Here is a 20,428-nt window from a genome sequence, read left to right as displayed (position 1 = left end):
ATTATGCAAAGCCAATCTGGTATTTCTCCTAGCAAGGTATTTCTACCTCAGGGTGGTCATGCTTTCGGGACGGTACTAGATTTTCTCGTGGATAAATTTCCGGCGATTCAAAGAGATGAGTGGGTATCAAGGTTTAATGATGGTTTGATATTCGACTCTGACGGCTTAACTCTTAGTGTTACCAGTCAATATTTGGCCGGCACATTTGTTTATTACTTCAGGCGTGTTGAGTCTGAAGAGAGGATTCCTTTTAATGAGACTATCGTTTACCAAGACGACTATCTATTAATTGCTGACAAGCCTCATTTCTTACCGGTCACCCCAGGTGGACATTATTTACAAGAAACTCTTTTAGTACGTTTGAAGAAATCCACAGGTATTGAGACATTGAGTCCAATTCATCGGATTGATCGTGAGACAGCAGGTTTGGTAGCGTTTTCAAAACGAGCATCTGATAGAAACGCTTATCAAGCATTGTTTAGAGATAGGCTTGTTGAAAAAACCTATCAGGCAATTGCACCATATCAAGAAGATTTGCAGAATCGTTTTCCAATTCATTACCAAAGTAGGATTGAAGAGTCTTCGGTATTTATTCAAATGCATGAAGTGGCTGGTGAGCCGAACTCTGACACTTGGATTGATATTGAGGAGGTAAGTGGTTCTTGGGCGAAGTATTCTCTGAAGTTAGGTACAGGAAGAAAGCATCAGTTGAGAGTGCACATGAGTGCTTTGGGTATACCGATTAAGAATGACCAGATTTATCCAGTATTGCAGCCCCATGTGATGAGCAATAAAGACTTTACCCAGCCGCTGCAATTATTGGCAAAGGAGTTATCTTTTGTTGATCCTATTAGTGGCTTAAAGCATCATTTTTTTAGCACTCAAGCACTTCATCTATAAAATTGACACATGTCACAAAATCAAAAACGCTTAGCGGTAGCTCCAATGATGGATTGGACTGATCGTCAGTGCCGAACTTTTCATCGCAGTCTAACTAAGAAGGCTGTTCTCTATAGTGAGATGGTGACAACAGGTGCGTTGATTCATGGTGATGTGCCACGACATTTAGATTTTGATGAAATTCAGCACCCAGTTGTTTTGCAACTGGGTGGTAGTGAGCCTCAGGATTTAGCAACATCGGCAAAGTTAGCGCAAAAGTGGGGCTATGACGAAATTGATTTAAATTGTGGTTGCCCATCGGAACGCGTTCAGCGTGGATCATTTGGTGCTTGTTTGATGGCAGAGCCTGATTTAGTAGCTGACTGCGTTAAAGCGATGGTTGATGCTGTGGATATGCCAGTAACGGTCAAGCATCGAATCGGTTTAAATGAGATGAATGTTCAGGATAATCTCAACGATTATCAATTCACGCTAGATTTCATTTGTAAGGTCGCCAATGCAGGTGCCAGTCAAGTAACTATTCATGCGCGTAATGCCATCTTGAAGGGGTTATCTCCTAAAGAGAATAGAACAATTCCTCCGTTACGTTATGACGTAGCTAAACAACTACGTATTGATGCGCAAAAGCATTTTCCGAATCTAAAAGTTTTACTCAATGGTGGTTTGGAAACCAATGGGGATATAGCTCGATATTGGAATGACTTTGATGGTTTCATGATTGGTCGCGCTGCTTACCATACGCCTGGGATGATGCTCGATTGGGATGAGATGTTTGAGACTGATGGGCAGGCATTCGGACATTTTTTTGGCGTAGAGCAATGGAATCGAATTACTGAAGAATTAATTGGGCAATGTTCCGGTTGGTTAAAGCACTGTCAGGCAACTGGCGAGCATTTTCATATGGCTGCTATCACCAGGCATATTCTCGGTTTGGCTCATGGCAAGGGAGGATCTAAGCATTGGCGCAGAAAATTATCAGACTATCGGTTGTTGGGCGCAGTAAAGACTGAACAAGACATTAGAGGTTTTTTTGAGGATGCCAATCAAGAGTTAAGAATGTATGTTGAACAAGAGGACTCAGACAGGTTATAATCTTATTTCTCTACGGTGGCTGTAGCTCAGTTGGTAGAGTCCAGGATTGTGATTCCTGTTGTCGTGGGTTCGAGCCCCATCAGCCACCCCAAAATACCGAAAAGCCCCTTATGAGGGGCTTTTTTTATTGCAGATAACCCTACTCAACACAATTGATGAATTGTCTGTAATATCAGCCGTAATGCTCACTAATATTCATCCATCATGAAAAACCTCGTTTTTATATCTATTTTGTCTTTGTGTACTCTTAACTTGGCTCACGCTAATGGCGAGGCCACCTATAAACAAGTTTGTTTGGCTTGTCATGGTGCCGGCGTTGCGGGTGCACCTAAAGTTGGTGATAAAGCGAAGTGGGCTCCTCTTATTAAGGAGGGGCAGGCAACATTAACAGCTCATGGTTATGTGGGAGTTCGTGGTATGCCCCCTAAGGGTGGTAAACCTGATTTAACGTTAGCTCAATTTGCTGATGCGGTGGTTTATATGGCTAACCAATCGGGTGGCACGTGGAAAAGTCCAGATGAAAAGCTCATGCATGCTATTCATGAGGAAGTTGAAAAGCGTAAAAAACAACTCGCTAAAAAATAAGTTTCAAAATTAATTTATTGCTGGTGAAAATAAATCATTAGCGTAACCAATATGGTGCCTATTGATAATTGACTCAACATGGTTCTGTAGGTGAGTTTGTGTAGCAATCTGTTTTCAAGATTTTCCATGTCTTTGGTCATCTCTTTGCGCAAATCCTTTAAGCAATCCCACAGATTGGTCATTTGGTTTCGAAGATCTTTAATTTCTCCTCTCACATCTTTAATTTCTTCCCTAACTTCTTTGATGTCATTTTTTAATTCATTCCGCACTAGGTGTAGTTCTTCTTTAGTTGCTAAATGAGCTTTATCTTTTGCTAGTTCATGCATCGCATGGCTAAGTGAACTTGCCTGAGTAGCGCTAAAGCCATTGCTTTCAAATGTTTCTTTGAGTGTGAGTGTGTCGATCATTGTGTCCTCTTGTTCGTACAAATTAATAATTTATATTTTTTATAAGCAAATGACAAATCGATAAAAATGATGGCGACTAAGCAGTGGGGTTAATTGGAGGATTAATGGAACATGTTCGTGAGAAAATAATCCTTGTGAAAACATTTTTAAACATTCTCTCGCATGGCTTTTTATGGTTGTTGGCGGTGATGCCATACGCATGGGTTGTGCGTATTGGTTATGCTATGGCGGCAATCGCTCCGATTTTTTCAAAGTCGCGAGTGAAGGTCATTAATGCCAACTTGAAAGCGTGTTTTCCAAACTTAAGTCAGGCTGAGCGTGATCAGTTAGCGAAACAACATTGGCGCTTATTGGGTAGAAGTTTTGCCGAGCGTGGTCGCTTATGGTTAGGTAGTCCACAATCGATTGATGAGTTTGTGACTGTTTATCCGGAAGTGGATATGAACGATGGCAAGCCGCGTCTTTATGTCAGTATGCATATGGTTGGCATTGAAGCGGGTCTCATTGCAATCACTATGCATCTTCAGAAAATCAAAGCAGCCCCTGGTATTACTTTGTATGTCTTTATGAAGAATGAGTACTTCGAGCCTCGAATTAAAAAATGGCGTGAGCGATTTGGGGCAAGGATGTTATTACGACAAAGTCATGGTCGTGAATTGATTCGTGAAGCTCGTAAAGGTACTTTTGTGTGTCTCTCTCCTGATATGGATCTTGGAAGAAACGATTCGGAATTTGTGCCATTTTTTGGAGTTCCTACCAATACAGTATTGGCGGTATCTAAAACAGCTCGCTTAGCAGGTGCAGAGGTATGCCCAATTTTCACAACATTAAGAGCAGATGGTTCTGGGTATGATTGCCATGTCGGCAAGCCATGGCCGAATTTCCCATCAGATGATCCGGTTGCAGATACAGCACGAATGAATGCTTATTTTGAAGAGGTGATTAAGCCGCGCATCCCTGAGTATTACTGGATACATAAACGCTTTAAGAATCGCCCTGATGGGCAACCATCTATCTATTAGTAAAGAACTAACTTGCTTATAGGCCACCAGGTCTAATTAGACCAACAGCAAGACCCTCAACTGTGATTTCATCACGGCGAGGATCAACAATGATGTTTTCGAAATCAGGATTTTCGGCGATCAATTCTATTTTGACGCCATGCGGACCTTTGGATTGTGACCAACGTTTAACAGTGACCTCATCGTCCAGTCGAGCCACGACGATTTCACCATTACGAACTTCGCTAGTTTTCTTAACGGCCAAATAATCACCATCCAAGATACCAGCATCTCTCATACTCATGCCGCGTACTTTTAAAAGGTAGTCGGCACCCTTATCAAATAAAGAAGGGTCACATGGAACTTGTTTTTGTATATGTTCTACAGCAAGGATTGGTGAACCAGCTGCCACTCGTCCAATTAAAGGAAGTGTGAGTTGCTGCAGTGCTGGAATAGGGAGGTTGAGTTGCTTAGGAAGTTTGATGCCTCGTGAAGTTCCTGGAGTCAACTCAACATAACCTTTGCGTGCCAGTGCTCGTAAATGTTCTTCTGCAGCGTTGGCGGAGGCAAAACCCAAGCGTGATGCAATTTCAGCTCGAGTCGGAGGTAAACCGCTGCGAGAGATAGCATCCGTAATCAGGCTAAGAATCTCTTCTTGGCGGGCTGTTAGCTTAGGTTTGGCTGTGTTTTTGTCCATACTGTCATTCTATACAGTGATTTCATAAGATGCAATACCCATTGATAATGTTTTCTATGAATTCTGGTCATTTATTACTTTTGGGTATGGGGGGCACGATTGCTGGCTTAGCCAGCGATCCGAGTAAGCCCATGGCTTATCAAGCCGGTCAAATTAGTGTTGCTGAATTGCTCCATGAAATTGGCTTGGAGTCTGATATTGGCCACGTAGAGGCTATGCAAGTAGCCAATATTGATAGCCGTCATATGACTGAAGAGTTATTGATTACGCTTGGATGGGCTGTAAAAGCTGGTTTGGAAGATGAGGCTGTTATCGGAATCGTGATTACTCATGGTACCGATACCATGGAGGAAACAGGCGTTTTTTTACATGCCACGTTGGGCAAGTTAGCTAGCCACTACAAAAAAGCTGTTGTTTTAACTGGGGCGATGTTGCCATCCAATGCCGACCATGCAGATGGCCCACTTAACTTGCGGGCAGCTCTTTATTTGGCCAAAGAGGCCAAAGACACGGAACAATACGGTATTTTGGCTATGATGGCTGGAAAGCCATGTTTAGCAAGAGACCTGTCAAAACAACACACGCATGCCTTGGATGCTCTAGTGGTCAACGCTAGGGAGTTAGATGGTCCGATTCACAAGCGCCAAGCTGACCTTAGTCTGCCTGGTGAGGCTCAATGGCCGTGGGTTGAAATTCTGACCAGTCACGGTGGTGCTAAGGGCGAATTAGTGGATGCGCTTGTGGCTCAAGGTGTTGAGGGGATTGTGATTGCTGGTACCGGGCAGGGGAGTGTTAATCGAGTCTTGGCTGAAAGACTAGTTTGGGCTGCCCAAATGGGAGTTGCAGTCGTACGATCATCAAGAACAGGTGCTGGAGCGGTGTTTTCTGAGATTCCTGAGCCAGATACTGCCTGGAACTGGCTATCAGCAAGGGATTTATCTCCCCCTAAAGCCAGAATCGCCCTCCAATTGGCTCTTTTAGAGGCAAATTCGCGAAAAACTGAGGATTGGCAGAGTATTTTTGCTACAATCTAAGGCTGTAGTTTTTTTACCTTGTCACACTGGTCAGTTATCTAAACAGTGGTAGCTGAGACGCCCAGGTGACTTTTATCCATAAGGAGTAATTAATGCGTCATTACGAAATCGTTTTTATCGTCCATCCGGACCAAAGCGAGCAAGTACCTGCCATGGTTGAAAAGTACACAAGTACTATTACAACTCAAGGTGGTAAAGTTCACCGCGTTGAAGATTGGGGCCGTCGTCAAATGGCTTACATGATCGACAAGCTCGCAAAAGCTCACTACGTTTGCATGAACATTGAGTGTGGCCAAGCTACTCTTGATGAGTTAGAGCACGGCTTTAAGTTCAACGATGCTGTATTGCGTCACTTGGTAATCAAGACTAAGAAGGCTGAAACAGAGCCATCAATCATGATGAAGCAAGTTGAACGTGAAGAAGCTCGTAAAGCTCTTCAAGCAACGGAGGCGCCTGCTGCCTAATAGGCACTGAGCGGGTTTGGGTTGAATCGTTTCATCCTAACAGCCGCCCTAGTCGCTAAGGAAGCTCTTCGATATACGCCAGCAGGAGTACCTGTCATTGAATGCCTACTAGAACATAGTGGGGAAGTTCAAGAAGCAGATCAACCTCGGCAAGTCAGAATGAGTCTCGAAGCGATTGCAATTGGATCAGTTCATCAGCAACTTGATCGAATAGCGTTGGGGAAGGTAGTTAGATTTGAAGGTTTCTTAGCTCACAAAACCCTGCGCAGTCAGCGACTCGTCTTTCATATCACGCATATTGAATTGTAAAAAGGAAACATCATGGCATTTGTAAAAAAAGGTGATGACCGCAAGAACAAGCGTCCAGCACAAAACCCATTATTTAAACGTAAACGTTTTTGCCGTTTCACAGCAGCAAACGTTGACCAAATCGATTACAAAGATGTAGACACACTACGTGACTTCATCGGTGAAAACGGCAAGATCACTCCTGCTCGTTTGACTGGTACTAAAGCTTTGTATCAGCGCCAATTGGAAACAGCTATCAAACGCGCGCGCTTCTTAGCTTTGATGCCTTTCACTGACCAACATAAGAAATAATCAGGAGTCACTATGCAAATTATTCTCCTAGAAAAAGTAGCTAACCTTGGTAACTTAGGCGACGTTGTTCGCGTTAAAGATGGTTTCGCTCGTAACTTTTTAATTCCACAACGCATGGCTCGTCGTGCAACTGCTACAGCGATTGCTGAGTTTGAAGCTAAACGTGCTGAGTTGGAAAAATTGGCAGCTGAGAAGTTGGCAGCAGCGCAAGCAGTTGGTGCAAAACTAACTGGCTTGACAGTTGAGATTAGACAAAAGGCTGGTGTTGATGGTCGTTTGTTTGGTTCTGTAACTAATCATGACGTTGCTGAGGCATTGAAAGGTAAAGGTTTCTCTATTGAGAAAGCTTCTATCCGTATGCCAACAGGCCCATTAAAGATTGTTGGTGACCACCCGTTATCAGTTGCTGTTCACACAGACGTAGTTGTTGAAATTACTGTCCAAGTGATTGGCGAGCAAGCGTAATTAATCATTTAATTGAACGATATCTCCTGATATCATCAGTTCATGGTTGATTCAGCGCTACAAGCTTTAAAAGTACCCCCGCATTCCGTCGAGGCCGAGCAATCGGTGCTCGGCGGTTTGCTTTTGGATAACTCTGCATGGGATAGGGTTGGGGACTTATTAACTGAAAAAGATTTTTATCGCCCTGATCATGGTTTGATCTATCGCGTGATTGGTAAGTTGGTGGGTGAAGCCATGCCAGCTGACGTGATCACCGTTGCAGAAGCCATGAAAACCCAGGGTGGTGGTGAGTCAATTGGTATTGATTATCTAAATGCCTTGGCTCAATCTACTCCAAGTGCATCAAATATTCGTGGTTACGCAGAAATCGTGCGTGATCGCAGTGTGTTGCGTCGACTCATTCAAACTTCAGACATGATTGCAGGAAGTGCCTTCACTCCTGAAGGTCGTTCTGTTCAAACTCTGTTGGATGAGGCTGAGTCTAGAATTTTAGCTATTGGTGAAGATAGCAATCGCGGTAAAACTGATTATTTTGAAATCGCCCCATTGTTAACAGATGTGGTGAATCGTATTGATGAGTTGTATCACCGTCAGGGTTCTACTGATGTAACAGGTGTAGCTACAAGTTTCATTGATTTAGATCGCCAGACCAGTGGTTTGCAAAAAGGCGATTTAATTATTGTCGCGGGTCGTCCTTCTATGGGTAAGACCAGTTTTGCTGTGAATATTGCGGAAAACGTAGCTCTTAAAGAAGGTTTGCCTGTTTTGATTTTCTCGATGGAGATGGGCGCCTCTCAATTAGCTTCTCGTATTTTGGGCTCAGTTGGGCGTATTGACCAATCGCGCATGAGAACGGGTAAGTTAACAGATGATGAGTGGCCAAAGATTACTGAGGCGATTTCTCGTTTAAATGACACCAACATCATGATCGATGAGACCGGTGCGCTGAGTAGTTTGGAGTTGCGCGCCAGGGCGCGAAGAATCGCACGTAAGTGCGGTACTTTGGGTTTGATCGTGATTGACTACATCCAGTTAATGAGCGGTAACAGTGGCGGCGGCAGTGAGAACCGTGCCACAGAAATTTCAGAGATTTCTAGATCCTTAAAGTCTTTGGCTAAAGAACTTCAGTGCCCAGTGATTGCACTGTCACAATTGAATCGTGGCTTAGAGCAACGTCCGAATAAGCGTCCTGTTATGTCAGATCTTCGTGAATCTGGTGCTATTGAGCAAGATGCGGACGTGATTTTGTTCATCTATCGTGATGAGGTCTACCATCCAGACACCACTCCAGAGAAGGGCGTGGCTGAAATCATTGTGGCTAAGCAGCGTAATGGTCCGATTGGTACGATCAAGATGAGTTGGCAAGGCCAATTCACAAAATTTGATAACTTGGCGCTAGCTCCAGGGCAATCCTCTGGTGGTTACGAGCCGTTTTAATTAATTTAGGTAAATCCCCTAGCTAATAGACTAAAATGATGACACTTTTGTGTCGTGTCATATAAGGATACTTATGCTTGGTCGTTTCATGCCTAAAGAAGAGAATTTCTTCGAATTATTCAATCAACACGTTTCATTATGTGTTCAAGGGTCTAAGGATCTTTTCCAGTTGATTAACGACTTGCCCAATGCTGCGGAGCATGCTCGTGCGATTCAGTCTTCTGAGAAAAAAGCTGACAAAATTACCCACGAGACAATCGATTTACTTCACAAAACATTTATTACTCCGTTAGATCGTGATGAGATTCATAAACTCATCACAACCATGGATGACATCTTGGACTTGATGGAAGATGTGGCTGAAGTTATTCAGTTATACGATGTATCTCAAGTGACTCCAGAGGCAGTTGAGTTAGCACGTATTTGTGAAGCTTGCTGTGAGCGCGTAAGCGCTGCGGTAATGAAGTTACATGACATGAAAAACGCCAAAGATATTTTGCGCATTTCTACAGAAATTGACATGCTTGAGTCTGACGCGGACCGAGTGATGCGTTCAGCAATTTCTCAATTATTCCGTAATGAAAACGACTTTAAACGCTTGATGAAGCTCAAAGCAGTCTATGAGTTGTTAGAGACAATCACGGATAAGTGTGAGGATGTGGCTAACATCCTTGAAGGCATTGTTCTGGAAAACGCGTAATGACTCCGGTAGAGATGAGTATTTGGGTGGTGGCCCTATTAGTGGGCTTAGCCTTGCTATTCGACTTTATGAATGGCTTTCATGATGCGGCTAACTCAATTGCGACAGTTGTATCAACAGGGGTTCTAAAACCACAACATGCTGTGGCAATGGCGGCTTTTTTTAACTTTATCGCCATCATGATCTTTCAGCTCAAAGTGGCGGCGACTGTAGGTAAAGGAACCATTGACCCAGCGATTGTGGATCACTATGTGATCTTTGGGGCTTTGGTTGGTGCGATTGTATGGAACGTGATTACTTGGTGGGGCGGTATTCCATCAAGTTCTTCTCATGCTTTGATTGGTGGTCTAGTTGGTGCTGCCTTAGCTAAGGTGGGGCCATCTGCATTGATTACTGCTGGTGTTGTGAAGACCGTTGCATTTATCTTAATTTCGCCACTATTAGGATTCTTATTTGGTGCGCTGTTGATGCTTTTATTCTCATGGTTGTGCTTCAGAATGTCGCCAGCTCATGTGGATAGATGGTTCCGCCGTTTCCAATTGTTGTCCGCATCTATGTATAGCTTAGGACATGGTGGTAATGATGCGCAAAAGACCATCGGTATTATTTGGTTGTTGTTGCTAACTGGTGGTTATATGACGACTGCTGACACTTCGCCACCAACATGGGTGATTATTTCTTGTTATGTGGCCATTGGTCTTGGAACTTTATTTGGTGGCTGGCGTATTGTGAAAACCATGGGTCAAAAAATTACTAAGCTCAAGCCATTTGGTGGCTTCTGCGCTGAAACAGGCGGTGCTATGACGTTGTTCTTAGCTGGCGCTCTAGGTATTCCAGTTTCAACGACTCACACCATTACTGGTGCGATTGTTGGGGTTGGTTCAGCACGCCGTATGTCATCTGTGCGCTGGGGCTTGGCTGGTAGCATTGTCTGGGCATGGATTCTCACCATTCCAGCTTCTGGTTTGATGGCTGCAGCAGCTTGGTGGATTGGTAAGCAAGTGCTGTAAAAAGTAAAAATCTTACAAAGTAAAAAGCCTGATTCAATCAGGCTTTTTTATTTATGCCACCAAAGATTAACCAAACTATCTTTGAATGATTCGTCTGGCTTCTGTGTACCTTTGCGACCAGTAGGAGGATGTGATTTTTTCTAGACGTACCGTACCTCCTTTTGATGGGGCATGCACAAAGCGACCTTTACCTACATAAATGCCCACGTGAGAGTGACGACTGCCTTGTGTATTAAAAAATACCAAGTCGCCAGGCGCTGGTGTGTCGTTGCCAAGAGAGGTGCCTATTTGCCCCATCTCTTCAGTCGTTCTAGGTAGTTTCTTATTCGCGGTGTTTTGATAAACATACCCAATTAATCCGCTGCAATCGAAACCACCTTTAGGTGTATTACCACCGTAGCGATAGGGGACCCCAACTAAACCAATTGCTGCAATTGAAATATCCTCTGTGCCTGCACTAACTTCCTTATCAAAGTCAGGTAGTGAAGAAAATCTGGGCAGCATGGCGCATGCAGACAGGATGCCACAAGTGCCAAAAACAATGAATGTTTTTTTGAGACTCTTAAATACCAAAGAAAAAGAAGGCGAGAACTTCCTCGCCTTCTTAATTAGAGCTTGATTAAAGAGCGTCTGCTGCATGGTCTGCAAGGCGAGAGCGTTCACCACGAGCCAATGTGACGTGACCGCTGTGGCGCCAGCCTTTGAAACGATCAACCACATAGGTAAGGCCTGATGAACCCTCCGTTAGGTAGGGTGTATCAATTTGCGCGATATTACCTAGGCAAACAATTTTTGTACCTGGACCTGCTCGGGTTACCAAGGTTTTCATTTGTTTCGGTGTTAAGTTTTGCGCTTCATCGATAATCACGAATTTGCTCACGAATGTCCGACCACGCATGAAGTTCATACTCTTAACCTTGATGCGCGAACGAATCAATTCTTGAGTGGCGGCACGACCCCATTCACCAGCACCATCTTCGCTGCGATGAAGAACTTCTAGGTTGTCATCAAATGCCCCCATCCAAGGTTGCATCTTTTCTTCTTCAGTGCCGGGCAAGAAGCCAATATCTTCACCAACAGGTACCGTTGCACGAGTAATGATGATTTCGTTATAGCGTTTGCTATCGAGCACTTGTTCCAGTGCTGCTGCAAGCGCTAGCAATGTTTTACCTGTACCAGCTTGACCCAATAAAGTAACAAAATCAATATCTGGATTCATGAGCAGGTTCATCGCGAAGTTTTGTTCGCGATTACGAGCGGTGATACTCCAAACATTATTCTTTTGGTGAGAGAAGTCGCGCAATGTTTGTAGTAGGGCAGTGCGACCTTGTACTTCTCGAACTTGGGCATAAAAAGGTGTGCCACCATCAGAATTTTCTTGATAAACAAATTGATTCACCATCATTTGCGCAACGGTTGGACCTGTTACGCGATAGAACATCGTTCCTGATTTGCTATCACTCCAACTTTCCATGTCCTTGCCGTGCTTTGGCCAAAAATCTACTGGAAGTTGAAGAACGCCTGAGTACATCAAATCGCGGTCTTCGAGTACTTGGTCGTTGAAGTAATCTTCAGCAGGTAAACCTAATGCGCGTGCCTTAATGCGCATATTGATATCTTTGGATACCAATACAACCTGACGATCTTTACGACTTTGTTGTAGTTCTCTGACAACTCCCAAAATCATGTTGTCTGCTTTGCCTGTAGGCAAGCCATCAGGCAAAGTAATGCTACTTAATTGAACTTGGAAGTAAAGATTGCCAGTGGCATCTTTATTGCCTAATTTGTTGAGTGGTATGCCATCTTCTAAAACACCACTTGTGTTGGCAACCAATTGATCTAAAGAGCGGCTGACTGTACGCGCATTGCGTGCTACTTCGCTCATACCCTTCTTATGATTATCTAGTTCTTCTAGAGTCATCATGGGTAGATACACGTCATGCTCTTCAAAGCGGAAAAGCGCTGATGGGTCATGCATTAATACGTTTGTATCTAGTACGAACATACGGATGATGCCGTCATCTGGAATCTTGCGCACACGAGGAGAAGACTTCACCGCATTGGCAGAAGACTTCTTGCTCGATTTACTTGGAGCTCTCATTTTTTCAATAGCAATATCTGCTAGTGATTGTGAGTTGTCGGTTTCGACATCAAAACTTGCTGAACCTTCTGCTAATTCTGTAATTTCTTCTACTTCCTCAACTTCAATTCTTTTTGGTCGTTTCTTTAAGTCTGCTTTTGGTTGACGACTGATGTTCACTTTATCTGCTGCTTGAGTTGGGATAGGTGGCAGAGGCATTCCGAAGGTCTCCTAATAAAGAAAAAGCCGCCTACCTGGTGGGGTGGCGGCTTGTGAGGTAAAGGTATTTTTCAACATCTAGGTGATAAGTTATCCTAATTTTTATGACAATGCAATCATAAAGCGATGGCAGCCTTCAAAACATCCTGGACGTGACCTGGAATCTTGAGGCCACGCCATTCGTGTCTTAAGATACCTTGTTCATCAATCAGGAAAGTGCTGCGTTCAATACCTCGAACTTGCTTGCCATACATATTTTTCATTTTCATGACGCCAAATAGTTGGCATAGGGTTTCTTCTGTGTCTGCAAGTAGTTCGAAAGGAAGTTCAATTTTTCTTTTGAAGTTTTCATGAGACTTAAGGTTGTCTCGAGAGATGCCTACAACCAAGGTATTGGCTTTGGTGAATTCATCAATCGTGTCTCTAAATTCCATTGATTCAACAGTACACCCTGGGGTTGAGTCTTTTGGATAGAAATACATCACAATTTTGCGACCCTGGCAGGCTGTTGGTGTGAAAACCAAGCCACTAGTAGCCGGTATTTCAAAATAGGGTATTGGTTTGCCAAGTGCTACGGTCATACAGTCTCCATTATTTAATTTTTGTTGGTATAGCTGTATTTATATCAGACTTATTCTACAAATCGATTGTTTTTCTTATTTTTCAATTAATAGTGCTGCAATCACGTTGCGTCCTTCGGCCATCAGAATATTGTAGGTGCGACAGGCGGCTTGCAAATCCATGGTTTCAACCCCGATTCTGGCCTGAATTAGGGGTTTTAGGAGTTCTGGTTTGGGAAATCGTATCTTTTGGCCACTACCAAAAATCACCACAGCAGGCTTTTGGCTAGCAATTAGCTCAAAATCCTCAATTTTTAGGTCTTCGAAACGGCTACAAGACCATTCTAGGACAGGGCCTTCTGGTCCCAAAATGATGGAATGATCGTAACGCTGAGCGTTGATTTCTATGTAATTAGACCCGTAAGCTGAAACCGTATTTAAGCTGGGTTGTCGATCCGGTTGTAGTTTCACTTGGGTATGCCCTCAGGCTCTGTCATAATTACAAAATTATAAATAAATTAAGACTTTATAGTGTTTCTATAAGACTTTAAGTGACTATTGTGAAAGAAATAAAAAAATCCTCCAAATTAAATAACGTTTGTTATGACATACGTGGACCTGTGCTCGAACTTGCTCAGCAAATGGAGGAAGAGGGTCAGAAAATTATCAAGCTCAATATTGGTAATGTGGGGGTGTTTGGTTTTGATCCGCCTGAAGAAATTCAGTTGGACATGATCCGTAATTTGCCAAATTCAGCAGCCTATTCTGATTCCAAAGGTATCTTCTCGGCGCGTAAAGCAATCATGCATTACTGCCAAGAGAAGGGTATTCAAGGTGTAACTTTGGATGATATCTACACTGGCAACGGTGTATCTGAACTAATCGTATTGGCAATGAATGCATTGCTAAATGCTGGAGATGAGGTGTTGGTGCCAGCGCCTGATTACCCGCTATGGACAGCTGCTGTGAGCTTATCTGGCGGCACTCCTAAGCATTACATGTGTGATGAGGCGCAGGAATGGGCCCCAGATATTGCTGATATCAAATCAAAAATTACACCTAAGACCAAAGCGATTGTGGTGATTAACCCGAACAATCCAACTGGTGCTTTGTATGGTGATGCGGTATTGAAAGAGATCATCGCCTTGGCGCGTGAACACGGTTTGATTATCTTTGCTGATGAGATTTACGATAAAACCTTATTTGATGGTGTTAAACACACTTCAATTGGCGCTTTATCGACTGATGTTGTAACAGTGACATTTAATGGTTTATCTAAGAACTATCGTTCTTGTGGCTACCGTTCTGGTTGGATGGTGGTGTCTGGTGATAAGAGTGGCGCTAAAGACTACATTGAAGGTTTAAATATGTTGTCATCGATGCGCTTGTGTGCCAACGTGCCTGGCCAGTACGCCATTCAGACTGCCTTGGGCGGATACCAAAGTATCAATGATTTAGTGGCAGAAGGTGGGCGTTTACGTCGCCAAAGAGATCTTGCTTGGGAGTTGGTGACGCAGATTCCGGGCGTGACTTGTGTCAAGCCAAAGGCAGCCTTGTATTTATTTCCAAAATTGGATCCTGAGATGTATCCGATTGAAAACGATCAAGAGTTCATTGCAACCCTGTTGCGTGAGGAAAAAGTTTTATTGGTGCAAGGCAGTGGCTTCAATTGGCCTCATCCAGATCATTTCAGAATTGTATTTTTGCCTCATGAAGATGTGTTGCGCGAGGCAATCGCAAGACTGGCTAAATTCTTAGAGCGTTATCGTAAGAAATACGGCAAAAAATAATTCAAGTTAATAAATTAATTTATTTCATTTTTCACATTTACTAAGTAAGAGCTTTTATTCATGAAACCTATTCAAGTTGGCCTTTTGGGCATCGGTACTGTTGGTGGTGGTGTATTTACTGTCCTTGACCGTAATCAGGAAGAGATTACCCGTCGTGCAGGTCGTGGCATTCAGATTCGCACTGTGGCTGACTTAGATACCAAGCGTGCAGAGGAATTAGTAAAAGGTCGCGCTAAGGTGGTGAATGATGCCAAGTTGGTGGTGAATGACCCAGAGATTGATGTGGTGGTGGAGTTGATTGGTGGTTATGGCATCGCTAAGGAATTAGTCTTGGCCGCAATTAATAACGGCAAGCATGTTGTGACTGCAAATAAAGCATTGTTAGCTGTTCATGGCAATGAGATTTTTGCTGCAGCCCAAGCTAAAGGTGTGACAGTTAACTTTGAGGCGGCAGTAGCAGGCGGCATCCCAATCATCAAAGCTTTGCGTGAAGGCTTAACGGCTAACCGCATTGAGTGGATTGCGGGCATTATCAACGGCACAACTAACTTCATTTTGTCTGAGATGCGCGACAAAGGTTTGGATTTTGATGTAGTGCTAAAAGAAGCGCAACGTTTGGGTTATGCAGAGGCGGATCCTACATTTGACATTGAAGGTGTTGATGCTGCTCATAAGGCGACCATCATGAGCGCGATTGCTTTTGGTATTCCAATGCAATTTGATAAAGCGCACGTAGAGGGTATCACCAAACTATCTGCTGTAGATATTAAGTATGCGGAGCAATTGGGTTACCGTATTAAGCTTTTAGGTATTACTAAGAAAACTAAAGATGGTATCGAGTTGCGTGTACATCCAACATTGATTCCAGCTAAGCGTTTGATTGCTAACGTTGAAGGTGCCATGAACGCTGTACAAGTGATGGGTGATGCGGTTGGTACAACGCTCTACTACGGTAAGGGTGCGGGTTCAGAGCCAACTGCTTCAGCAGTCATTGCCGACTTGGTTGATGTGGCGCGCTTACAAACTGCAGATCCTGAGCACCGTGTGCCACATTTAGCATTCCAGCCAGGTTCTATGGTTAATACCAGCATCATGCCAATGGGTGAGGTGACAACTAGTTACTACTTGCGCCTACGCGTAGCTGATGTGGCCGGCGTGTTGGCTGATATTACCCGTATCTTGGCAGATAACGGTATTTCAATTGATGCCATGTTGCAACGTGAAGCGGGTGATGGTGAGAAGCAAACTGATTTGATCATGTTGACTCACGAGACCAAAGAGAAAAACATTTTGGCTGCGATTGCCAAGGTAGAAGCTTTGAAGACTGTGGAAGGTTCGGTAACAAAGATTCGTTTGGAAAATTTAAGTTAATTATTCATCAATGCATTACATATCAACACGCGGTCATAACGCGAATCAAACTTTTTCTCAGATTCTTTTGGGCGGCCTGGCTGCGGATGGCGGTTTGTACTTGCCATCTAAGTATCCAAAAATTACACCAGCTCAGTTAGATGCTTGGCGTGGTCTATCCTATGCTGACTTGGCTTTTGAGGTTTTGAGTCTTTATTGTGATGACATCCCTAAAGAAGACTTAAAAGCACTCGTTCAGAAAACATATACAGCTCAGGTGTATTGCAATGGCCGTGCTGATGATCGCGCAGAAGACATTACGCCGATTCATTGGTTAGGTGATGAGCAAGGAACGCGCCTTGGTTTGTTGAGCCTGTCTAATGGCCCAACATTAGCGTTTAAAGATATGGCTATGCAGCTTTTGGGTAATTTGTTCGAGTACACCCTCAACAAGCAAGGTCAAGAATTAAACATTTTGGGTGCGACATCTGGTGATACAGGAAGTGCAGCTGAATATGCCATGCGTGGCAAAAAGGGTGTGCGTGTATTCATGTTGTCGCCGAACGGCAAAATGAGCCCATTCCAAGTTGCGCAGATGTACTCGTTGCAAGATGAGAATATTTATAACATTGCGATTGATGGTGTTTTTGATGATGCGCAAGACATTGTCAAAGGTGTGAGTAATGATCATGCCTATAAAGCAAGGCACAAGATTGGTACGGTGAACTCAATCAATTGGGCGCGTGTGGTTGCGCAGGTGGTGTACTACTTCCAAGGCTATCTATTGGCAACGAAGACCAGTCATGAGAAAGTTTCTTTCTGTGTGCCATCGGGTAATTTTGGTAATGTGTGTGCAGGGCATATCGCTCGCATGATGGGTTTGCCAATTGAGAAATTAGTGGTTGCCACCAATGAGAATGATGTTTTAGATGAATTTTTTAAAACAGGCATCTATAGAGCTCGCAAATCTGCAGAAACGTTTCATACGACTAGTCCATCTATGGATATTTCAAAAGCCAGTAACTTTGAGCGTTTTGTTTATGACTTGGTTGGTCAAGATGCTGCAAGAACTGCGCAAATGTTCAAGGATGTTGAAACAAAGGGTGGTTTTGATTTATCAAATGATCCGGCATACAAGGACATTGCTAAATATGGTTTTGTCTCGGGCAAGAGCACGCATGCCAATCGTTTAGATACGATTCGCGATATTCACGCTAAGTACAGTGTATTGATTGATACACATACTGCAGATGGTGTGAAAGTGGCTCGTGAGAATTTGCAAAAAGATATTCCGATGTTGGTGCTAGAAACTGCCTTGCCGATTAAATTTGCTGAAACTATTGAAGAGGCTATTGGTCGTGCACCTGATCGTCCTGCATCATTTGTGGGTATTGAAGATAAGCCACAGCGAGTAACAGTGATGCCTGCTGACTTGAATCAAGTTAAAGATTTTGTTGCTAAACACACTGGTTTGTAATTGATGACTAATAACTCCCAGTCTCAGCGCAAAACACCTGTTATAGGTTTTGTCGCTTACTCTGGAACGGGCAAAACAACTTTAATTGAGCAATTAATTACTTGTTTTACGCAACAAGGAATCAATATTGCTGTGATTAAGCATACCCACCATCATTTTGATATTGACCAACCTGGCAAGGACTCATATAGGCACCGCAAGGCTGGTGCTCATGAAGTTTTATTGGTTTCTGATCAGCGCTGGGTATTGATGCATGAGCTAAAAGAAGCCTCTGAGCCAACTATAGAAGAGCAATTAAGCAAGTTATCACCTTGCGACTTGGTGATTGTTGAGGGCTTTAAAAATGCCAACATTCCTAAAATTGAACTTTGGCGTGCAGAGCATGAGGAGTGCGTTACACGAGCATGCAAGGCTAATGAAGATTTAAATATTTTGGCAATTGCTTACCCGGGCGGTAAGGATGCGCTGAAGAAACCTGAACTTAATAGGGATATTCCAGTTCTAGACTTGGATAACGTTGAACAAATTGCACAGCATGTGATGTCAGTTGTTGGTGTTTTGGCAAAATAATCGCAATACCATTAGACTTACTTCATGTCACAGGCAAATGCAAAACCACCAATGAAAACTGCTGCAGAGGCATTGCAGCATCTCTTATCCAAAGCCATATCAGTAACTGAGCTTGAATGGGTGACTACTCAAGAGGCCTTGGGTAGGGTTTTAGCAGAGGATGTGCTAAGTCTTGTAGATGTGCCACCCATGAACAATACGCAGATGGATGGTTACGCAGTCAGATCAGCTGATATTCAAAAAGTCGGGCAATCTTTTGAGGTGTCTCAGCGTATTCCTGCGGGTCATGTGGGTGTTGAGTTAAAGCCAGGAACCGTTGCGCGCATATTTACTGGTGCAACTATTCCTTTGGGTGCTGATGCGGTTGTGATGCAAGAGGCATGTGTTGCCAATGGTGATCAAATTGTTATTCAAGAGATTCCAAAGGCGGGTCAATGGATTCGTTTGCAAGGTGAGGATCTTAGAGCTAATCAAGTAGCTTTAAGCAAAGGGACATATTTAAGAGCCCAGGAGTTGGGTGTTGCTGCCTCAGCAGGTCACGCCAAGCTACCTGTTTTGAGAAGAATTAAAGTGGCAGCTTTTTTTACTGGTGATGAATTAACGTTGCCTGGTGAGCCATTAAAGCCCGGCGCAATTTATAACTCTAATCGTGACACGCTATTAGCCTGTATCAGAGCTTTAGGTTGTGAGGCAACTGATTTGGGCATTGTTCCAGATACTTTGGATGCCACAAAAGCAGCCTTGCGCAAGGCCAGTGAAGATCATGACTTGATTATCACTTCTGGTGGTGTATCCGTGGGCGAGGAAGATCATATTAAGCCTGCGGTAACCGCCGAGGGTCGTTTAGACATGTGGCAAATAGCTATTAAGCCAGGTAAACCATTGGCATTTGGTGCCGTTAGAAAGCAGGCAACACCAAATTCTGAAGCGTGGTTTATGGGTCTGCCTGGTAACCCTGTTTCAAGTTTTGTGACATTCTTATTATTTGTCAGACCATTTATTGCCAAGTTGCAGGGGCGTGCAGTCATTTCTACGCCATCAATGATGATGCGCTCAGATTTCGATTGGCCGCGTGCAGATCGCCGTAATGAGTTTCTTAGGGTGCGCATCAACTCTGAGGGCGGTTTGGATTTATTCCCTAATCAAAGTTCGGGCGTTCTCACAAGTGCCGCTTGGGCTGATGGTTTGGTGGATAACCCGCCTAATCAAACAATTAAAAAAGGTGATTTGGTTAAATACATGCCTTTTTCTGGAATGATTTAATCTATCGTTATGAAAGTAACTGTTAAATTCTTTGCATCACTGCGCGAAACCTTGAAGACCTCTCAAGAATTGCTAGACGTGCCAGTTGGGGTTGTAACGGTAGCAGACTTGCGCGAGCATCTTAGGGCTAGAGGTGATCTTTGGGCTGAAGTGCTGGCAGAGGGCAAAGCAATTCGTATGGCTTTAAATCATGAGATGGTTGATGGCTGCGTGTCTCTTGTTGATCAAGCAGAAGTAGCCTTTTTCCCTCCAGTCACGGGCGGTTAAATAATGCCAGTTCGTATTCAAACAGAAGATTTTGATTTGTCAGTGGAGTTGAAAAAACTCAGGGCGGGTGATGCACGTATCGGTGCAGTCGCTGCGTTTGTCGGAACGGTGCGTGATCGTAATGATGGTTCAGAAGTGGCTGCCATGACTTTGGAACACTACCCAGGAATGACCGAAAAATCTCTTGAAGAGATTATTGAGAAAGCTAAAGCTCGTTGGGATATCTATGATGTACTCATCATCCATCGAGTTGGTCCTCTTCAAATTGAAGATCAAATTGTTTTAACTGCTGTTACAAGTGCTCATCGCGGTGAAGCTTTTGCTGCTTGCGAATATGTGATGGACTACTTGAAGACCTTAGCGCCATTTTGGAAAAAAGAAGAAACCCCAGAAGGTGCGCGTTGGGTAGATGCGCGCTTGAGTGATGATGAAGCACTCAAGAAGTGGCAGTAAGTCTTCG

25 protein-coding genes and 1 tRNA gene are annotated in these 20,428 nt (G+C 43.7%); 20 read left to right on the top strand and 6 right to left on the bottom strand.

Features of this window, described 5'->3' with window-relative positions; translation table 11 throughout:
- The first annotated feature begins 3 nt into the window (after nucleotides 1–3).
- From CFR83_RS00975 to CFR83_RS00960, 4 genes are all read left to right on the top strand, one after another.
- Nucleotides 4–900 (top strand): pseudouridine synthase, encoded by an 897-nt coding sequence (locus CFR83_RS00975; protein WP_088812054.1) that lies wholly within the window; start codon nucleotides 4–6, stop codon nucleotides 898–900.
- Between the two features lie 9 nt (nucleotides 901–909).
- The gene (dusA, locus tag CFR83_RS00970) at nucleotides 910–1,992 is read left to right on the top strand and encodes a tRNA dihydrouridine(20/20a) synthase DusA (protein ID WP_088812053.1); all 1,083 of its coding nucleotides are present in this window, start codon (nucleotides 910–912) and stop codon (nucleotides 1,990–1,992) included.
- 15 nt (nucleotides 1,993–2,007) lie between these two features.
- A tRNA-His gene (locus CFR83_RS00965) sits at nucleotides 2,008–2,083 on the top strand.
- 113 nt (nucleotides 2,084–2,196) lie between these two features.
- Nucleotides 2,197–2,577 carry a c-type cytochrome gene (locus CFR83_RS00960; RefSeq protein WP_088812052.1) on the top strand — a complete coding sequence of 127 codons (381 nt, stop codon included), beginning with the start codon at nucleotides 2,197–2,199 and terminating at the stop codon, nucleotides 2,575–2,577.
- Nucleotides 2,578–2,591: 14 nt separating this feature from the next.
- Here the strand turns inward: CFR83_RS00960 and CFR83_RS00955 are convergent, their stop codons facing one another.
- Nucleotides 2,592–3,005, bottom strand: a complete 414-nt coding sequence (locus tag CFR83_RS00955) for a coiled-coil domain-containing protein (protein ID WP_133062451.1) — start codon at nucleotides 3,003–3,005, stop codon at nucleotides 2,592–2,594.
- A gap of 83 nt (nucleotides 3,006–3,088) precedes the next feature.
- Between CFR83_RS00955 and CFR83_RS00950 the strand changes: the two genes are divergently transcribed.
- Nucleotides 3,089–4,006 carry an LpxL/LpxP family acyltransferase gene (locus CFR83_RS00950; protein ID WP_088812050.1) on the top strand — a complete coding sequence of 306 codons (918 nt, stop codon included), beginning with the start codon at nucleotides 3,089–3,091 and terminating at the stop codon, nucleotides 4,004–4,006.
- Nucleotides 4,007–4,022: 16 nt separating this feature from the next.
- On the opposite strand, the gene lexA is transcribed toward CFR83_RS00950, so the two are convergent.
- Nucleotides 4,023–4,682, bottom strand: coding sequence for a transcriptional repressor LexA (lexA, locus tag CFR83_RS00945; RefSeq protein ID WP_088812049.1), 660 nt, complete (start codon nucleotides 4,680–4,682; stop codon nucleotides 4,023–4,025).
- A 56-nt stretch (nucleotides 4,683–4,738) separates the two neighbouring features.
- Between lexA and CFR83_RS00940 the strand changes: the two genes are divergently transcribed.
- From CFR83_RS00940 to CFR83_RS00905, 8 genes are all read left to right on the top strand, one after another.
- Nucleotides 4,739–5,716: an asparaginase gene (locus CFR83_RS00940; protein WP_165765029.1), complete on the top strand. Its 978-nt coding sequence runs from the start codon at nucleotides 4,739–4,741 to the stop codon at nucleotides 5,714–5,716.
- A gap of 92 nt (nucleotides 5,717–5,808) precedes the next feature.
- The gene (rpsF, locus tag CFR83_RS00935) at nucleotides 5,809–6,180 is read left to right on the top strand and encodes a 30S ribosomal protein S6 (RefSeq protein WP_088812047.1); all 372 of its coding nucleotides are present in this window, start codon (nucleotides 5,809–5,811) and stop codon (nucleotides 6,178–6,180) included.
- 21 nt (nucleotides 6,181–6,201) lie between these two features.
- Nucleotides 6,202–6,489, top strand: coding sequence for a primosomal replication protein N (priB, locus tag CFR83_RS00930; protein WP_088812046.1), 288 nt, complete (start codon nucleotides 6,202–6,204; stop codon nucleotides 6,487–6,489).
- A 12-nt stretch (nucleotides 6,490–6,501) separates the two neighbouring features.
- The gene (rpsR, locus tag CFR83_RS00925; RefSeq protein ID WP_088812045.1) at nucleotides 6,502–6,780 is read left to right on the top strand and encodes a 30S ribosomal protein S18; all 279 of its coding nucleotides are present in this window, start codon (nucleotides 6,502–6,504) and stop codon (nucleotides 6,778–6,780) included.
- Between the two features lie 12 nt (nucleotides 6,781–6,792).
- Nucleotides 6,793–7,245 (top strand): 50S ribosomal protein L9, encoded by a 453-nt coding sequence (gene rplI / locus CFR83_RS00920; protein WP_088812044.1) that lies wholly within the window; start codon nucleotides 6,793–6,795, stop codon nucleotides 7,243–7,245.
- Between the two features lie 42 nt (nucleotides 7,246–7,287).
- A complete protein-coding gene (dnaB, locus tag CFR83_RS00915) occupies nucleotides 7,288–8,682 on the top strand; it encodes a replicative DNA helicase (RefSeq protein ID WP_088812043.1) in 1,395 nt (464 codons plus the stop codon).
- Between the two features lie 73 nt (nucleotides 8,683–8,755).
- Entirely contained in the window at nucleotides 8,756–9,382 is a 627-nt protein-coding gene (locus CFR83_RS00910; protein WP_088812042.1) for a DUF47 domain-containing protein, read from the top strand.
- On the top strand, nucleotides 9,382–10,392 hold the full coding sequence (locus CFR83_RS00905; RefSeq protein WP_088812041.1) for an inorganic phosphate transporter: 1,011 nt from the start codon (nucleotides 9,382–9,384) through the stop codon (nucleotides 10,390–10,392). The genes CFR83_RS00910 and CFR83_RS00905 overlap by 1 nt, the downstream gene beginning before the upstream one ends.
- Nucleotides 10,393–10,467: 75 nt before the next feature.
- Here CFR83_RS00905 and CFR83_RS00900 read toward each other — a convergent pair whose 3' ends face one another.
- From CFR83_RS00900 to CFR83_RS00885, 4 genes are all read right to left on the bottom strand, one after another.
- Nucleotides 10,468–11,031 (bottom strand): C40 family peptidase, encoded by a 564-nt coding sequence (locus CFR83_RS00900; RefSeq protein ID WP_088812040.1) that lies wholly within the window; start codon nucleotides 11,029–11,031, stop codon nucleotides 10,468–10,470.
- Nucleotides 11,012–12,691: a PhoH family protein gene (locus CFR83_RS00895; protein WP_088812039.1), complete on the bottom strand. Its 1,680-nt coding sequence runs from the start codon at nucleotides 12,689–12,691 to the stop codon at nucleotides 11,012–11,014. The genes CFR83_RS00900 and CFR83_RS00895 overlap by 20 nt, the downstream gene beginning before the upstream one ends.
- Nucleotides 12,692–12,807: 116 nt before the next feature.
- On the bottom strand, nucleotides 12,808–13,272 hold the full coding sequence (locus tag CFR83_RS00890; protein ID WP_088812038.1) for a peroxiredoxin: 465 nt from the start codon (nucleotides 13,270–13,272) through the stop codon (nucleotides 12,808–12,810).
- 75 nt (nucleotides 13,273–13,347) lie between these two features.
- Entirely contained in the window at nucleotides 13,348–13,722 is a 375-nt protein-coding gene (locus tag CFR83_RS00885; protein WP_088812037.1) for an Mth938-like domain-containing protein, read from the bottom strand.
- 89 nt (nucleotides 13,723–13,811) lie between these two features.
- Here CFR83_RS00885 and CFR83_RS00880 point away from each other — a divergent pair, with 89 nt between their 5' ends.
- Genes CFR83_RS00880 through moaE form a run of 7 tightly spaced genes read left to right on the top strand, consistent with a single transcriptional unit; the run spans nucleotide 13,812 to nucleotide 20,421 of the window.
- Complete coding sequence (locus CFR83_RS00880) at nucleotides 13,812–15,041, top strand: pyridoxal phosphate-dependent aminotransferase (protein ID WP_088813146.1); 1,230 nt, start codon at nucleotides 13,812–13,814, stop codon at nucleotides 15,039–15,041.
- 60 nt (nucleotides 15,042–15,101) lie between these two features.
- Nucleotides 15,102–16,412, top strand: coding sequence for a homoserine dehydrogenase (locus tag CFR83_RS00875; RefSeq protein WP_088812036.1), 1,311 nt, complete (start codon nucleotides 15,102–15,104; stop codon nucleotides 16,410–16,412).
- A gap of 10 nt (nucleotides 16,413–16,422) precedes the next feature.
- Complete coding sequence (gene thrC / locus CFR83_RS00870; RefSeq protein ID WP_088812035.1) at nucleotides 16,423–17,868, top strand: threonine synthase; 1,446 nt, start codon at nucleotides 16,423–16,425, stop codon at nucleotides 17,866–17,868.
- Between the two features lie 3 nt (nucleotides 17,869–17,871).
- Nucleotides 17,872–18,438 (top strand): molybdopterin-guanine dinucleotide biosynthesis protein B, encoded by a 567-nt coding sequence (gene mobB / locus CFR83_RS00865; protein ID WP_088812034.1) that lies wholly within the window; start codon nucleotides 17,872–17,874, stop codon nucleotides 18,436–18,438.
- A 24-nt stretch (nucleotides 18,439–18,462) separates the two neighbouring features.
- Nucleotides 18,463–19,701, top strand: coding sequence for a molybdopterin molybdotransferase MoeA (locus CFR83_RS00860; RefSeq protein ID WP_088812033.1), 1,239 nt, complete (start codon nucleotides 18,463–18,465; stop codon nucleotides 19,699–19,701).
- A 9-nt stretch (nucleotides 19,702–19,710) separates the two neighbouring features.
- Nucleotides 19,711–19,968, top strand: coding sequence for a molybdopterin converting factor subunit 1 (gene moaD, locus CFR83_RS00855; protein ID WP_088812032.1), 258 nt, complete (start codon nucleotides 19,711–19,713; stop codon nucleotides 19,966–19,968).
- Between the two features lie 3 nt (nucleotides 19,969–19,971).
- Nucleotides 19,972–20,421 (top strand): molybdopterin synthase catalytic subunit MoaE, encoded by a 450-nt coding sequence (gene moaE, locus CFR83_RS00850; RefSeq protein WP_088812031.1) that lies wholly within the window; start codon nucleotides 19,972–19,974, stop codon nucleotides 20,419–20,421.
- The last annotated feature ends 7 nt before the right edge of the window (nucleotides 20,422–20,428 follow it).

The organism is Polynucleobacter victoriensis (assembly GCF_900187875.1).
GTDB lineage: Bacteria > Pseudomonadota > Gammaproteobacteria > Burkholderiales > Burkholderiaceae > Polynucleobacter > Polynucleobacter victoriensis.
The sequence above is the reverse complement of the archived record's forward strand: the minus strand, read 5'-3'. Positions and strand labels throughout refer to the sequence as shown.

What these genes read in the sequence shown, in the direction of transcription:
- CFR83_RS00905 (WP_088812041.1), top strand. Translation starts at nt 9,382, where the DNA reads ATGACTCCGGTAGAGATGAGTATTTGGGTGGTGGCCCTATTAGTGGGC.
- dusA (WP_088812053.1), top strand. Translation starts at nt 910, where the DNA reads ATGTCACAAAATCAAAAACGCTTAGCGGTAGCTCCAATGATGGATTGG.
- thrC (WP_088812035.1), top strand. Translation starts at nt 16,423, where the DNA reads ATGCATTACATATCAACACGCGGTCATAACGCGAATCAAACTTTTTCT.
- dnaB (WP_088812043.1), top strand. Translation starts at nt 7,288, where the DNA reads ATGGTTGATTCAGCGCTACAAGCTTTAAAAGTACCCCCGCATTCCGTC.
- CFR83_RS00860 (WP_088812033.1), top strand. Translation starts at nt 18,463, where the DNA reads ATGTCACAGGCAAATGCAAAACCACCAATGAAAACTGCTGCAGAGGCA.
- rplI (WP_088812044.1), top strand. Translation starts at nt 6,793, where the DNA reads ATGCAAATTATTCTCCTAGAAAAAGTAGCTAACCTTGGTAACTTAGGC.
- CFR83_RS00975 (WP_088812054.1), top strand. Translation starts at nt 4, where the DNA reads ATGCAAAGCCAATCTGGTATTTCTCCTAGCAAGGTATTTCTACCTCAG.
- CFR83_RS00960 (WP_088812052.1), top strand. Translation starts at nt 2,197, where the DNA reads ATGAAAAACCTCGTTTTTATATCTATTTTGTCTTTGTGTACTCTTAAC.
- CFR83_RS00940 (WP_165765029.1), top strand. Translation starts at nt 4,739, where the DNA reads ATGAATTCTGGTCATTTATTACTTTTGGGTATGGGGGGCACGATTGCT.
- CFR83_RS00875 (WP_088812036.1), top strand. Translation starts at nt 15,102, where the DNA reads ATGAAACCTATTCAAGTTGGCCTTTTGGGCATCGGTACTGTTGGTGGT.
- moaE (WP_088812031.1), top strand. Translation starts at nt 19,972, where the DNA reads ATGCCAGTTCGTATTCAAACAGAAGATTTTGATTTGTCAGTGGAGTTG.
- CFR83_RS00910 (WP_088812042.1), top strand. Translation starts at nt 8,756, where the DNA reads ATGCTTGGTCGTTTCATGCCTAAAGAAGAGAATTTCTTCGAATTATTC.
- rpsF (WP_088812047.1), top strand. Translation starts at nt 5,809, where the DNA reads ATGCGTCATTACGAAATCGTTTTTATCGTCCATCCGGACCAAAGCGAG.
- CFR83_RS00900 (WP_088812040.1), bottom strand. Translation starts at nt 11,031, where the DNA reads ATGCAGCAGACGCTCTTTAATCAAGCTCTAATTAAGAAGGCGAGGAAG.
- lexA (WP_088812049.1), bottom strand. Translation starts at nt 4,682, where the DNA reads ATGGACAAAAACACAGCCAAACCTAAGCTAACAGCCCGCCAAGAAGAG.
- moaD (WP_088812032.1), top strand. Translation starts at nt 19,711, where the DNA reads ATGAAAGTAACTGTTAAATTCTTTGCATCACTGCGCGAAACCTTGAAG.
- CFR83_RS00890 (WP_088812038.1), bottom strand. Translation starts at nt 13,272, where the DNA reads ATGACCGTAGCACTTGGCAAACCAATACCCTATTTTGAAATACCGGCT.
- rpsR (WP_088812045.1), top strand. Translation starts at nt 6,502, where the DNA reads ATGGCATTTGTAAAAAAAGGTGATGACCGCAAGAACAAGCGTCCAGCA.
- mobB (WP_088812034.1), top strand. Translation starts at nt 17,872, where the DNA reads ATGACTAATAACTCCCAGTCTCAGCGCAAAACACCTGTTATAGGTTTT.
- CFR83_RS00895 (WP_088812039.1), bottom strand. Translation starts at nt 12,691, where the DNA reads ATGCCTCTGCCACCTATCCCAACTCAAGCAGCAGATAAAGTGAACATC.
- CFR83_RS00950 (WP_088812050.1), top strand. Translation starts at nt 3,089, where the DNA reads ATGGAACATGTTCGTGAGAAAATAATCCTTGTGAAAACATTTTTAAAC.